At 54.2% G+C, this 14490-nt stretch carries 11 protein-coding genes; 9 read left to right on the top strand and 2 right to left on the bottom strand.

Features of this window, described 5'->3' with window-relative positions:
• Positions 1 to 48: 48 nt before the first annotated feature.
• The 4 genes from DVH26_RS35510 to DVH26_RS35495 all read left to right on the top strand — a co-directional run bounded on the left by DVH26_RS35510 (position 49) and on the right by DVH26_RS35495 (position 4469).
• Positions 49 to 741, top strand: coding sequence for a response regulator transcription factor (locus tag DVH26_RS35510; protein WP_239630297.1), 693 nt, complete (start codon positions 49 to 51; stop codon positions 739 to 741).
• Positions 738 to 2213, top strand: coding sequence for a sensor histidine kinase (locus tag DVH26_RS35505; protein ID WP_239630296.1), 1476 nt, complete (start codon positions 738 to 740; stop codon positions 2211 to 2213). Before DVH26_RS35510 ends, DVH26_RS35505 begins: the two co-directional genes overlap by 4 nt.
• A gap of 9 nt (positions 2214 to 2222) precedes the next feature.
• The gene (locus DVH26_RS35500; protein WP_239630295.1) at positions 2223 to 3404 is read left to right on the top strand and encodes a hypothetical protein; all 1182 of its coding nucleotides are present in this window, start codon (positions 2223 to 2225) and stop codon (positions 3402 to 3404) included.
• A 69-nt stretch (positions 3405 to 3473) separates the two neighbouring features.
• Entirely contained in the window at positions 3474 to 4469 is a 996-nt protein-coding gene (locus DVH26_RS35495; protein WP_239630294.1) for a hypothetical protein, read from the top strand.
• A gap of 198 nt (positions 4470 to 4667) precedes the next feature.
• Here DVH26_RS35495 and DVH26_RS35490 read toward each other — a convergent pair whose 3' ends face one another.
• On the bottom strand, positions 4668 to 5987 hold the full coding sequence (locus tag DVH26_RS35490; RefSeq protein WP_239630293.1) for an ABC transporter substrate-binding protein: 1320 nt from the start codon (positions 5985 to 5987) through the stop codon (positions 4668 to 4670).
• Positions 5988 to 6182: 195 nt separating this feature from the next.
• Between DVH26_RS35490 and DVH26_RS35485 the strand changes: the two genes are divergently transcribed.
• The 3 genes from DVH26_RS35485 to DVH26_RS35475 all read left to right on the top strand — a co-directional run bounded on the left by DVH26_RS35485 (position 6183) and on the right by DVH26_RS35475 (position 10728).
• The gene (locus DVH26_RS35485; protein WP_239630292.1) at positions 6183 to 7208 is read left to right on the top strand and encodes a LacI family DNA-binding transcriptional regulator; all 1026 of its coding nucleotides are present in this window, start codon (positions 6183 to 6185) and stop codon (positions 7206 to 7208) included.
• 105 nt (positions 7209 to 7313) lie between these two features.
• Positions 7314 to 7928 (top strand): PH domain-containing protein, encoded by a 615-nt coding sequence (locus DVH26_RS35480; protein WP_239630291.1) that lies wholly within the window; start codon positions 7314 to 7316, stop codon positions 7926 to 7928.
• Positions 7929 to 8382: 454 nt separating this feature from the next.
• Positions 8383 to 10728: a TIM-barrel domain-containing protein gene (locus DVH26_RS35475; protein ID WP_239630290.1), complete on the top strand. Its 2346-nt coding sequence runs from the start codon at positions 8383 to 8385 to the stop codon at positions 10726 to 10728.
• Positions 10729 to 10830: 102 nt separating this feature from the next.
• Here the strand turns inward: DVH26_RS35475 and DVH26_RS35470 are convergent, their stop codons facing one another.
• A complete protein-coding gene (locus DVH26_RS35470; RefSeq protein ID WP_239630289.1) occupies positions 10831 to 11649 on the bottom strand; it encodes a helix-turn-helix domain-containing protein in 819 nt (272 codons plus the stop codon).
• A 195-nt stretch (positions 11650 to 11844) separates the two neighbouring features.
• Here DVH26_RS35470 and DVH26_RS35465 point away from each other — a divergent pair, with 195 nt between their 5' ends.
• Positions 11845 to 13143, top strand: coding sequence for an ABC transporter substrate-binding protein (locus tag DVH26_RS35465; protein WP_239630288.1), 1299 nt, complete (start codon positions 11845 to 11847; stop codon positions 13141 to 13143).
• Between the two features lie 32 nt (positions 13144 to 13175).
• Entirely contained in the window at positions 13176 to 14408 is a 1233-nt protein-coding gene (locus DVH26_RS35460) for a Gfo/Idh/MocA family protein (protein WP_239635601.1), read from the top strand.
• Positions 14409 to 14490: the final 82 nt, after the last annotated feature.

Raw genomic sequence — 14490 nt, 5'->3', positions numbered from 1 at the left:
GTAATGCACTATAATAGGAAACAAAGCATTCACGCGGGAGGGTACAGGATGGGCTTCAAAGTGGTGGTAGCGGACGATGAACCGGCGATTTCAAGCGCCGTCGCCTATGCGCTGAGACGGGAAGGCTTCGAGGTGGAGGTCGCCTGTGACGGCGAGGAGGCGCTTCGCAAGTCGGATTCGTTCCGCCCTAATGTAATGGTTCTGGATATAATGATGCCGAAGCTAAGCGGCCTGGATTTGTGCCGAAAGCTGGAGCATCGGAAGGATATCGGGATATTGCTGCTCACGGCCAAAGACGACATTGTAGATAAAATTGTCGGGCTCGAGCTAGGAGCGGACGACTATATGACCAAGCCGTTCGATATGAGGGAGCTGGTTGCCCGAGTCAAAGCTTTGTGCAGGCGGATGGAGAAGCAGGAAGAGGCTTCGGGCGAAGGCTCTACAGTAACCGCCGGCGGGCTGACGCTCCGGGTGGAGCAGCGGGCGGCGCTGCTTGACGGGACCGAGCTGCCGCTAACGCCGAAGGAATTCGAGCTGCTGGCCCTGCTGCTGACGCACAGGAAGCGGGTTTTTACACGGGAAGAGCTGCTCGATCAAGTATGGGGCATGGATTATGCCGGAGGGACGCGGACGGTGGACATTCACATTCAACGGCTGCGGTCGAAGCTGGGCAAAGACCAGCAGCACTTGCTGCAGACGGTCTATGGGGTAGGCTACAAAGCGGCGGGTGATTCCCTGTGACGCGAATCAGCCTGCGATGGAAATTTACCGGCTTCATAGCCGCCCTGCTTCTGTTCACGGTCGGATGGTTGACCGTCCTGGTGCTCCGGGGAGTAGCGGATTACCAGCAAGCCCAAACGGAGAGCGCGCTGGAGCAGCAGCTGCGAGCTGCGGATACGTACGTTACGCAGCTGCTTGTGACGGGGACGCGCGTGGATCCCGGGGAGGTCATGAGGCTGCAGGGGCAGAAGCTCGCTGTAGAGCTGGGGACGACAAGCGGCATGCGAACGGTCGTCTACGATGCGTTGGGCAATCCCGTAGGCGATTCCCTGCCGCTTGCCGCCAAACGGGACGTAACGGAGGCGCTCGGGCACGCATTGAACAACAAAGTGGCTTATATAACGGAAGGGGATGCCATGGACTACTTAGGCCCCCTTCAAGGTCCGGAAGGCCAGGTCGGTGTCGTTCATTTTCAAGCTTCTCTCCAGGCTCAGCATGCTTTCTATCGAAACCTGTTGGGTCTGTTTCTCATTTGCGGTGCCGTCGTTATGGGTATCGGCTTCGTCTGGGGGTGGCTGTATATGAACCGCCAGGCGAATGCCATCGGTCTTCTGAAGGCAGCGGCAGACCGGATCGGGCAGGGCGAGCATCCGGCGGAGCCTGTATTAAGACGGAAGGACGAGCTGGGCGAGCTTGGACGCGGCATTTATTCAATGAGCGAATCCATTCGCTCTCACTTGGAGGCGCTGAAGGAAGAGCAGGGCAAGCTGAGCGGCTCGCTCGCCAAGGTGCAAGCGCTGGAGCAGCAGCAGAAGCATTTTATCAACAATATTAGCCATGAATTCAAGACGCCGCTGACTTCCATTAAAGCTTATGCAGACCTGCTGCAGATGTACGATGACGATCCGAGGCTGATTCGCGACGCCAGTGAAGCGATAACTAAAGAGTCCAGCCGGCTATACGAGCTGGTCGACAAAGTGCTGCAGCTTGCAGCCCTCAACACCTATGAATTCGATTATCATCCGCAGCAGGTGGACCTGAAGGGGCTGCTCGAAGACATCGTCTCCCGCATAAGGGGAAAAGCGGAAAAATTCCATGTCCGGCTGGACCTGGAGCTGCATCCCGTAAGCATTTGGGCGGATAAGGAGCAAATGGTACACATCGTCATGAATTTGATCGACAACGCTATTAAATATAACGTGGCCGGGGGCAACGTCACGGTAACCAGCCGGATCGCAGGAGATCAGGCGGAAATCGAAATTGCGGATACCGGTGTAGGCATTCCGCAAGAGAGCCTGGAGCGGGTATTCGAGCCGTTTTACACGGTAAATAAAGACCGCGCGCGGCAATCCGGCGGCAGCGGGCTGGGACTTACGCTCGTTAGGCAGTGGGTAGAGCGGCAGGAGGGGCGTATCCGGATCGGCAGCGCGGAGGCGGAGGGACAAGGCACCGTGGTCACGATTTCGTTCCCGTTGCATAACCCCGTAACATAAACGGGAGGATTGTTTACAAGTTCGAAACAATTCGCAATCTTTACGATAACATCGGCGGCTATACTGGGTCGTGAGCGATACAGAAAGGAGGAACATGCTCTGCGGAGGCATAGGAGGAGCAAGGCCGCGCAGACGGCGGTTCGGATCGGCGGGCTCTTGGCCATAGTCATGATGTTGGCTTCATGCAACGGAGGTCAAGGGAAATCGATGAAGGTCATCGAGCCTCCGTCCCCGTCGAAGCAGGACCAGATCAAGCTGGACCGCATAGACCGTCTGGACGGATGGTACGGATACGGCTGGCTATCGGAGCAGGAAATGCTTGGTGCTGCCAATTTCAGTCCCCATACAGTGGTGAACCGGCGCAATGTGCAGACCGGACAATGGACGCCTGCGAGCATTGCCGCAGCCGCGGAAATAAAAGTGTCTCCCGATACAAGACACGCTGTCGTTTTGCGCTACGATACAGGGGTGCTCGAGATAGCGGGTCTGACCGGCAATACTCCTTCTCCATTGCGGCTAACGGTCGGAGAGGGGGGCCTGTCTTACCTGATTAGCGGGACGCAGGGCTCCTGGGCCGATGAGGCAGAATATTATACCCCTGTCGTACAAAACCGTAATGGAGTGCAGACCTACGGTGTGGCAGCGATTGCGGTGAACGGAGCGATCCGGTACATGGACATCCCCGGAACGAATGAGCCGATCCGGAAGGTGGAAGCGCGAAATGGCACCATGTTTGTTTTGGATGCGTCGCTGCGGCTGCTGCGGGTGGGAGCCGACGGCCAAGACTCGATAATCTTGCGCCGCGGCGTCGCCGATTTCTCTCTGTCTCCGGACGGGAAGCGTCTTGCAGTAGCAGAGCAATCGGGCACGAATGAGGAGGCTCTGAGCATGATCTCTGCGGAGCAGCCGGACGCGGACGGCCAGCTTGTTACTACAGGGCGGCTGCTCCGGCAGCCGGCGTGGTCTCCGGACGGCGGCAAGCTTGCGTTTGCCGTTCTCAGCCTGAGTCGAGGCTTGTCCGGACTGTATGTTATGGATGCAGGTACCGGCGCCATGTCGCAGGTCGGTTCGACGCCGAACCTGGAGGTGCCTATAATATGGGACCCTGCGGGCAAGCAATTGATGGTTAGCGAAGCGCGGTCCGAGGGGCCGAAAGGGCAGCCGTCGACGACGATTTATAGGCTCAAGTGACCATGGGGCGAGTACGAGGGAAGAAAAAATCGAAGCAGATCATATAATACTCGATGGAGTGATTGCACGATGATGAAACATTTGATCATACCAGCGATGCTTTTTGCCGTGATTCTAGCGGGCTGTAGCGGCGGCGGCAAAGAGTTGACGATAAAGCCGGCTCCGGAGCAGACCGCCGCGCCTCAACCTATCGCCGTACCGGTGGCCGAAGGGAAGACGGAGGATGTCGTGAAGCAAATGCAGCTTCTTGCATCCCAGGCGCAGGAGCCGCGTGAGCTGACCTCGTTTATGGATAAGCATTGGAGCACGGTGGATGCGAAGACCGCAGACTCGTTGTTTTTAGCGCTGGAAGCATTCGATGTCCGTCAGCTCCCGGCGTTGAACGCCAATTTAAGCAAGCTGCTTCAGCAGCCGGGAGCCGCCGACAAGCTGAGCGAGCTCTCGTATCCATTCGATTTCAGTAAGCTTAAGGGTGACGATGCGTTCAAGCAATGGCTGTTGAATCAAACCGCAGGCAAGCTGGCGCTTGGAGTTACCTTTGACAACAGCTTTTATTGGACCATCGATTACGACGCGCTGCAAAAAGCGTACGGGGCCCGGCTGTCGGAAGAACTGAAGCTGTACCTTGCCTCCCGGGCTGCTGAGTACAACAAACCGTTTTTCCAGGACGGCAGCTTGAAAATTACACGTGCGGAGCTTGGAAACAGGCTGCTTGAGGCGGAGAACTATTTGACCCGTTATCCTGGAGGAACCAGAAAGACCGAAATGAAGGCCCTCTATACCGATTATATGGAAGAGTATATTCGTGGCTACCGTTACGAAGCGATTGATGAAAAGACGATGAAGCTGCTTCCGGCCGTCAAGCAAAGCTACGAGCAGCTTGTGAAGGAGCATCCGGATACCAAGACGGCCGCTATCGTCAAAGCCTATTTGGAGGAAATCAACCGAAATAAGGATGTCATTTATCAGCCGGGGAAGCAAGGGATGAGCATTATAGGCGGTCCTCTCCCTAATATTAGCGGCTTCTGGGACGGGTTGGCGAAACGGATCGATCAGGCGTTCTAGGGGGAGTTGTGGCGGCATAAACAAAAAAAACGGAGCCTGTTGAGGCCCCTCTATTCGCAAAAATGCTAGAAAGTGAATATAAAGTTCCCGAGAACAACAGCGGAGGGCAGATGCCCTCCGCTTGCGTTGTTTGACGGCCGTTCCGCGGGATCATGCTTAAAGGGATAGGCTCCTGGAGGGCGTAAGCACCCGCCTGTATTATTTCACGCTCTCGGTCTCGATCTTCTTGTTGACGGCTTCCTGCGCTGTTCTAAGCGCCGTATTAATATCGGTATCGCCCATGATCAGCTTAGGAATTTGCGCCCGGACGTCTGCCTCGACATGAGTATCGAACGGCGTTTTCGGCGTGGCGGGAGCGAATTGATTGTAGAATACCGCATTTTTGATGTTTTTTGTCTTGTCCGGCGTATCCTGCCCGAATACTTTTTTGATTTCTTCATTTTTCAGAGAAGTAATACCGCCGCTCTTGGAAAAACTGGTCTGATATTCATCAGAAATAAACAGCTTGATGACCTCCATCGCAGCATCCTTCTTTTCGCTGGTCGACGTGATGAACATGTAGCTCGGGTAGCTCTGCGCGCCTACCTTCGGCTTCTCCTTTAAGGCAGGCATCGAGACCACGTCCCAGTTCACATCCTTCAGCCACGCCGAGTCTGCATAAATATAGCTGAACATAGCCGTGTCTTTATTCTTGGAGAACTCGTCGACATAAGGGACCTTATACCACTTCTTCTCCAGCTCCTTCACTTTGTCCTTGTAGCCGGAGCCGCTCATCGGATCGACCAGTGTAGTTTGAACCAACTGCCTCCACTGATCGGACTCAAAGTTCGCCTTTAGCGATTTAGGGTCCACATTGACCAATGACAGCGGATTCATACGCAGGTAATGAACAATGGAGGTGGAGTAGCCGACATACTGGACTCCGCTTTCGGAGCGCGTCATTTTTTTGGATAGCTCGGTTACTTCCTCCCACGTCATGCCGTCCTTCGGATAAGGAACCCCGAATTTGTCGAACAAATCTTTGTTATAGTACATGACCATGGTGCTGTTGCTGATCGGAAGCCCGTACAGCCCGCCCATCAATTTGATAGCATCGATCGTTGTAGGCTCGAAACGGCTTAGGTCGACGTTGTGCTTTTTGACCAGGTCGCTCATATCATACTGCAGGCCCAAATCGAGCAGAGAGCTCTTCAGGCCTATTTGGCCGATGCTGTCCATATAAATATCGATTTTGGTGGAGCCGCTGGAAACCATCTCGGTCAAAGACACGCTCTTATCCTTCGGAATAAACTTAATGGTCACGTGAGGAAGCTTCTCGGCGATATAATTGCCGAATTTTTCTTTAAACTGCTCCTCCGTAATACCCGCATTATTATACACGGACAGCTCTACAGGTTCTTTGCTGGTGCCTGGACCCGCTGCATCCCCTTTGCCGCTCTGGCTGTTGTTCCCGCATGCTGCGAGAGCGCTTGCAGAAAGCGAAATCGCTGCCAACAGTATTGCCGATTTTTTCAACATGTGTTTCTCCCCCTGTAAGTTATATTTATGTTTCTGGAAAGTTTCCAAGACCCATTATACTCATCGCTGGTATATTTGTAAAACGTTTCCGGAAATTTTCCGGAAGATTGACAACATGGCAACCATTCGATACGATGAGGGAAATAAAAGATAGAAACGTTCCTTGCACGTTTCTTAAGGGGATTTGTCGCAGCTATGGCTAATTTGCAAGACGTTGCAACAAGAGCAGGCGTGTCCAAAGTTACTGTATCCAAAGTGATCAACAATTACGAATCGGTTTCTCCGGCAACCCGTGAGAAGGTGCTGAGAGTACTGCAAGAAATGAATGTCCATGCCAGCGATTTGAAGCGGTCCAAGGATAACTCGATGATGATCGGAATGTTAATGCCTCTCGGGGACAAGACAGGAAACCGGTTCGGCATGGGGATTCTGGGCGGAGCCGAAGCAAAAGCGCTGGAGAAAGATTATTTCATCGTCATAGGGAACACGGGCAGCAGCGAGCGGGAGATGAAGGTTGCCGCCAAGATGCTTCAACGGGACGTCGACGGTCTTGTATTGTTCAGCGTCAGCAATGAGCAAAAGGGCAGGCATCTTGAGGAACTCATCAATCAGCGCGTCCCGGTTGTTCTGGTCGATCAGAGGCTGGATGAATTTCCTGCGCATGTCGTTCGCGGGGACAATTTTACGGGAGCTCTTAAGCTGATCGATCACCTTATTGAGCTGGGACATCAGCACATCGGCTGTATCAGCCTGGATCCTGCCCGTCGCGCTACTTATGCGGATAGAATCAAAGGCTACCGCATCGGGCTGCTGAATGCCGGAGTTCCCGTGATCGACTCGCACTACCAGGAGGTCGGCAACGGCGTGACCGTCTACGCTGCGACCCAAAAGCTGCTGCAAGCCAAGCCGCAGCCGACGGCGATATTCGTTACACAGCCTACCATGCTGATGAATGTGGTAAAAGCTGTGCAGGAGCAGGGGCTAAAAATTCCTGAAGATATAAGCATCGTAGTGTTTGACGAGCAGTATGCTTTCCTGCCGGACGAGTACCAGGACTTTTTTACTTCCATCAACCAATCCGCCAAGCTGATCGGCAGCATGGCTATTGAAATTTTGTGCCAGCAGCTGGCCGATCCAGGGCTGCAATATCAGGAGATTGTACTGCCGGGCGTTATGAGCATTCGCAAATCGTCGGGACCGGTGCCTGTCCGCAAGGCGTAATTTTTTGTGCAAAAGCGGTACTACGACGGCGGTATAGAGTGATATAATCTTCTTGGATAGCGGGATCTCCCGGTCTTCTATTACAAGCGGAGAGGAATGATGGGTTTGTTCGGAAAAATGGCGTCAGACTTGCTTGGCATAAGCGATATCGGTTCGGTTATCAAGCCTGAAAACTACGACAAGGTAGATTGCGACGATTACGTCATGCACGAGGACAGCGAGAAAATTTTCTTCTTGATCAAGTCCAAGACGGACGAATATTGTTTTACGAACCATGCTTTCATCCATCTGGACGGCACGAGTGCCGTGAGCAAGAAGCGCGTATTGCGCCGCTACAGCTACGGCAGCCACAAAATCAGCGACGTTGCGTTGGAAACCGCCGGTACGATCGATTTGGATTTGGAAATCAAATTCCACCTCGGTTCCTCCGCCTATTCCATCGATGTGCATAAGAAGCATCTGGAAGAAGTGAAGGACCTGTACAAGGCGTTGGTGAAAATATCCGAGATTACCCACGAAAACGAGATTGTGCTCGATTATGCCAGAGAGAGCCTGGAGCTCGCTTCGACTACGCTCAGCCGTACCGTTAACAACGAGAACAGCCTTTCCGAGCAATTCAAGGAGCTGAACGAGGCCGCTTTTTCGTGGATGGTGGACACCCGCAAGAAGTATAAGGTGAAAGACTTCGGTTTCGTGTTCGAGAAGTACATCAATCAATAACAAGCGGTTGTGACGCATGTGCTGCCGCAGCATATAAGCATATTTTCGCCTTTATGGCGGGAATATGCTTTTTTTGGTGTGTGTTCGGAGCTCGGAGGGTATTGGGGGAGCTGAGGGCTGCGGAATGCTTGCACCTGCTCGATACGGATACGGATATGGAAATGGAGGCAAGTCGTAGTAGTGGCACGTTGTATTGGAAATTGGAGATATGCTTTGTAATAATTCCGGCTATGTTAACGGCGAGGACGTTCTCTTACAATGAAGCTACATTACGCTTTGACGGCGCTCTGGATATGGAATCGTTCCAAGAGGATCTTTTGAGATGGCGTGCATGATACCCGATGAGAGATACCGGCATGGAGGAAATTTCGATATGCCGTGGTTTAATGACAGGTATCAGGGACAAACACTTTCTCATCCATGGGCGTTAGGATAGGAGGAGAGACACAACAGCATGGCTATGGAGTTCAAGGCAGCAGAAGTACAGATGAATTGTCGGCATAACAGACGACAATTCGAGATAACCACGTCCCAGTATAAGCTGACGATAGATGAGGACGGGTTTCGGTACGGGTTGGAGCAGCCCGGTTGCACCAAGGCGGCGAAGGTGGAGCCGCACGCCCGATCGGGCCTATGCTTCTCGCGGGCTGACGGGCCAGCTCCGTCACCTGCGAAGTCCGCGCGGCTGGCGGCTTGGGAAGGGGCGGCGGTCCGCTTCGTCGTGGACAATGAAGCCGGACACGAAGCGGACGTCCGAATCGAATGCTTCGAACGGTATGTCCGATTCGACATCACCGTTCGAGGAGAAGCTCCCTTCCTCGTGGAAGGGAGGACCGGGCCGATGTCGCCGGTATACGGGCTCGGCGACTACGGGTCGCAGATCGACACCGTGGCGACGGAGGAGCCGCCGGCCCACGGCAAGCTCGACATCCCGGCCCGGGACCGGGCGAACCTCGCCGGCTACAGGCGCAGCGATATGGTCAATCAGGGGACCAATATGCGGTTTGTGTCCAACTTCGCGGTGTTTCCGGCTCACCGGTTCGCCGCGGTATTGTTCGAGGAAGGCTCGAAGCGCGTCGCCTTTACGGATACCGAGACGATGCTCGGAGCAAGCCGGGCTAAAGGCACCGTCCGGCTGTATTATTTCATGGGCGAGATGGCGGAACTGTACGCCGATTACAAGCGGGTTCGCGAAGCCGAAGGCTATATCGACAAGCGGCCCGGCTACACGATGTTCCGCGTAGGCTGGGAAGCGTACGGCTCGCTCGGCTGGAATTCTTACCAAAGCGAGGTGCAGGACGCGATACAGCAATATTTGGACCGGGGCTACGATCTGGCCTGGGGGGTTATCGGCTCGGGCTTCTGGAAGGGCGACCGGAAAGGCAAATACGAAGGAACGACCACCAGCTTTAATCTGTGGGACGACACCTATGAGGAAGGGCGTACGGACGGGCTGGCCAATCCGAGATTTCCGGATGTGGCGGGGCTGAAGGCTTTTTTTGCGGAGAGGGGCATCAAGCTCATTCTCGGGCTGCGCAACCACCTCAAAGCGCCGGAAGAGGACGGGGGTTGCCATCATCCTGTATACAACGGACCGTATTTGCAGGAAGCGCTGGAGAGGGATTATTTCCTACGGCACCCGGAAGGCGGACTGGTCCGTATTACGAATGCGCAATTCCCGTCCGGCACGGTATACGTTCTGGACAGCCGCAATCCGGAGGCGGTGAGCTGGTTCGTCTCCAAGGCGGAGACGTGGGAGGCGCAGGGCTTCAAGGAAGATGCCATGATTTATACGAAGCATTATGCGGACGGCAATTGGAACAAGCTGAACGAAGCGCTGATGGACCGCGATCTGCACGTTATCGTGCGCAATTCGGCGTACTCGGTGCCGGGCGATCTGATAAGGATTAACGATACGTACTACGGAAGCGGAGAAGGCTATCATTTCGACCAAGACCGCGTTCCGATCAATTTGCTCAATATCGCTGCATCGGGAGCATCCAATCTGTACCCGGATATTACGGGAGGGACGCCCAAGACCGATCCGACCCTGCCTAACTATCAGCGGTACTTCGTGCGCAATGCAATGCTCAATGCCGTAACGCCAGGGATGTCCATGGGCCGTAAGCCTTGGGATATGAACCATCCCGAATACGAGAGCTATGTGAAAAAAGCGGCCGATTGGCACAACCGGTACTCGCCGTATATTTACAGCGCCGTCATGGAGGGGTTCCGCACGGGCTACCCTCATGCGATGACCCCTCTGCATATTGCTTATGCCGACGATCCGTCAACCTATGAACTGATCAACCGGCAGACGAGGCAGTACGAGTGGATGCTTGGCCCTTCGATGCTGGCTGCGCCTTTGTACGGGAACGATTTCGGTACGGCGTCCGCCCGGGACATCTATTTGCCGGCAGGCTCTTGGATCGATTACGAAACGGGTGAACGGTTCGAAGGTCCGGTTACGCTTCACGACTATCCGGTTCCGGAGTGGAAGATCCCCGTTTTCATCGGAGGCAAAGGAGTCGTAGTGTATCACGAGCCGCAGGAAGGCTATATGGTTGAGGTGTATCCAACGACCACGGCCGCCGGTCAAGGCCGCAAATATACGCACACCCATGTGGACGGCATAACGATATCCACCGTTATGCATGGCAACGAAGGCTGGAATCCCGCCACCCTGTGCATACTCAGCGATCAAATCGGTATCGTCCCGCATCGGTACATGGAGCGAACCGGCTCCTACCGGTTCCCGTTGGTTCCGGGAGTGCATTACACGATTGCCGGAGGGCGGTGAGCTGTTCATTTGGCCTTGTTGGGACGGTGCATTTACATGTGCAATTTCCGCAAATCCATGACAGCAGCAGCTCCATTGCTGCGGTGTCGTAAGTCCTGCCGGCTACACACGGTACGATTTGCGGTAGTCCGTCGGAGGCATATGATACTGCTTCGTAAAGATGCGGCTCAAATAAAAGCCGTTCTCATAGCCGCAGCATTGTGCTATCTGGTCGAGCGTCAAATACGTTTCGAGCAGCAGGGAGCGTGCCTTTTCCAGCCTGAGATGCGTTAAATAATCGCTCGGCGTCCATCCGAAGCTGGCTTTGAACCGCTTGGTCAGCTGAGCCGGACTCATCCCAAGCTCCGCGGCGATGTGCCTAAGCTCGAACGATTCGAACGCATTGTGGCGGATCCGTCTCTCCGCCTGCTTCATGAGATTGTCCGATTTGCGGCTGCGCAGCGTCGTCGGATACGGCTCTGCAGGCTCCTCCTCGGAGCAAAACGTATACCACAAATCGCGCACGTAATGATTGCGCCGATTGCCCTGTGCGAGAGTGGTAACAATCGGGATGCTGCGCAGGCAAGTGTAGTTCGCTACGAGCCGTTCCGTATTTTGCATGGTTATTTTGCCGGAGATCACCGTCTCTTCGGGGTTGGCGTGCGGATCCTTCTCATGGGTCCAGATCAAGCGGACGAAATGGAAGCTGGCCGGTTCCACCACCACCCGGTGGAAGCTCGTATTTGGCGGGCACAAGAGCAAATCCCCGAAAGAGGCCGTACCTTTATGCTTGCCGAATTCATAGTAGATGGCGCCTTCTTCTATAGCAAACAGCGTCCAATCGGTATACCGGTCCTCATAAAGCAGAAATTTCTCTTTTCGTTCCCAATAATCGTAGTAAGTAATGGTGGGAATATAATCGGAAAGCAAGTGAGGCTTCATCCGGCCCGGTCTCCTTCGCGGTGACTTGTTATGAATATAGTATACCATCGGATTACCGGCCTTTGCGTTAGTTTCGCTCATTTCGTAGATGGAAAATGAAGATATGCCTGCTTCAATTGAAGGTATGTCATTCAGATGGCGCTTTTCTTACAATAAAGGCGAGAAAGGGTTTTCACAAAGGCGGGGGGAATTTGTTTGAGAGCTGGAATAAGAGTGCATGCCTCATGCTTGACGGTGCTGTTGCTTGCGGGAACGGCGGCAGGCTGCGGGAAGGAAGAAACGGCTCCACGGGATAAAGGAGCGGCGGAGCCTGTGAAGCTGGTGCTGGCGAGTCATCTGCCGATCAACGACGAGTTCAACAAGCTGTATATCGAGCCGGTGCGCGCCAAGTATCCGAACATTACTTTGGAGGTCATTTCGGGAAATCAGCTGGAGCAGTGGGACCAATACATCGCCTCGGGACAAATTCCGGATATGTTCATTACGTTTAACGGCAACCTGCCGCCTCTCGCCGAACGGGGGGTCATAGAAGATATGACGCCGCAGTTCCAGAGCAGGAAGCTGGATACGGGCCGTTTTCTGGACAATTACCTGAACGATATCCGATACGCCGTTACGGAAAAAGGCGAGCTGTACGGACTCCCTATAGAGACAACCTTCCATGCGCTGTACTATAACAAAAATATTTTCGATAAATTCGGGGTCGCATACCCCAAAGACGGCATGACCTGGGAAGAAACGATTGCCATTGCGCAAAAGGTGACGAGACAAGAGAACGACGTCCAATATAGAGGACTGGATATAACGAATGTTCCCCGGCTGGCACAGCCTCTAGGGCTTGAATATGTGGACCGCAAGACGGAAAAAGCGATCGTCAACACCGATACGTGGAAGAGGGTATTCGAGCTTGGCAAGCAAGTATACACGATTCCGGGCAACGCCCCTTCGGCCAACGCCGAGCTGAACGGGCAGAAAGGATTTTTGAAGTCACAAACGGTGGCGATGCTCTCCGACATCAATTTGTTCTCCCAGCTTACCGAAGCGGAGAAAAGCGGGCTGAACTGGGATGTCGTGCAGCATCCGTACTATAAGGAGCAGCCGAATGTGTTCGGCAATGCGAGCGTTTATGTCGTAGGAGCAACGAAATCATCGAAGCATAAAGAGCAGGCGCTGCAGGTGATGGAGGTGATGACCTCCAACGAGGTGCAGATGAACGTATCTCGTCTGGGCCGCGTATCTCCGCTCAAAAGCCCCGATATCCAGAAGGCGTTCGGGCAGGACAATCCGCTGCTGAAAGGGAAAAATACGGCGGGTATCGTCAAAAGCCATCCGGTAAAATATCCGGTCTATGTGTACCGGGATCTTAGCGAAAAAATCGTGCGACAGAAATTCGACGATTTCGCTGCGGGCAAGGCGGATGTGAATACGCTGCTGCGGCAGGCGGAGGAAGAAATCAACAAGGCCGTTCAGATCGAACAGCTGAAGAAGAAATAAAGTTGAGGATTGGAAGGGGTGAAGTGAACACCATGTTGAAAATCGGGATATGCGGTGTCGGCTCCTTTTCGGAGGCGTTCATTCCGCTGTTTAAGGCTCATCCGCTGGTGAGCGAAGTCGTGCTTGCGGATCTGCTGCCGGATCGGCTGGCACATGTAGCGGCCAAATACGGGATCAAACGGACGCTTCCCTCTCACGATTCTTTGTGCCAAAGCGATGTGGACGCCATAGCGATCTTCGCGCAGAGGCATTTGCACGGACCGTTGACCATTCAAGCGCTGAGGGCAGGCAAGCATGTATACTGCGCCGTGCCGATCGCTTCGACACTGGAGGAGATCGCGGATGTCGTCAAGGTGGTTGAAGAAACGCAGCTCATCTATATGAACGGTGAAACTTGCTACTATTACCCGCATACGATTTATTGCCGAGACCGGTTCAAGCAGGGAGATTTCGGCCATTTCGTCTACGGCGAGGCGGCCTATCTGCACGATATGTCACATGGCTTTTACCAGGCGTTCCAGCATTCCGGAGGCGCCGATTGGAAGAAGGTGGCGGGCTTTCCGCCGATGTTTTACCCGACGCATTCCACGAGCATGATAATATCCGTCACCGGACAGCGGATGACGCAGGTCAGCTGTCTTGGCTATCGCGACCGGCATGAGGACGGTATTTTTACGGAGGGCGGCAATTTGTGGAGCAATCCGTACAGCAATCAAACGGCGCTGCTCCGTTCTTCGGACGGCGGGATGGTCCGCATCAACGAATTTCGCCGCGTCGGCTGGTGGGGGCGGTCGAGCAGCAACCCGGTCAGCATTTTTGGAACGAAAGGAAGCTTTGAGGAGAACAGCGGAGGGCAATATTGGACGGAGCTTGCGCATAACCAAATCGTCGATTTGTCGGAGCTGCTTCACTGTGCCAGAAACCACATACCGAAGGAAGACGAACATCTTCACGAGGTGCTGCAAAAAGATTTCAACAGCCTGTTCTCGCCGATCCATCCCGTACACCGGCTCCCGGAATCGTTCCAAGGGCTCCGCAACGGGCATCTGGGCTCGCACCAATTTTTGGTGGACGACTTCGTCAAGTCCGTGTTTACGGGTAAGCTGCCCCCTGTCAACGTATGGGAGGCGGCCAAATATTGCGCCCCCGGTCTGGTGGCGCACGAATCGGCGTTACGCGAAGGCGTCATGATGGACATTCCTGATTTCGGCGACGCGCCGGAGGGCTGGGAGCTGCTGAACCCGGATCAGCCGTTGGAAGCGTAGGTTAAGGCGGAAGCAGTGCATACGTAAAGCGGACCCGGAGCAGAACCGTAGTGAAAGCAGAACGGTTTGGGAGCGACCGAAT

The sequence above is a fragment of the Paenibacillus sp. H1-7 genome, from assembly GCF_022354825.1.
Classification (GTDB): Bacteria; Bacillota; Bacilli; order Paenibacillales; family NBRC-103111; genus Paenibacillus_S.
The sequence above is the reverse complement of the archived record's forward strand: the minus strand, read 5'-3'. Positions and strand labels throughout refer to the sequence as shown.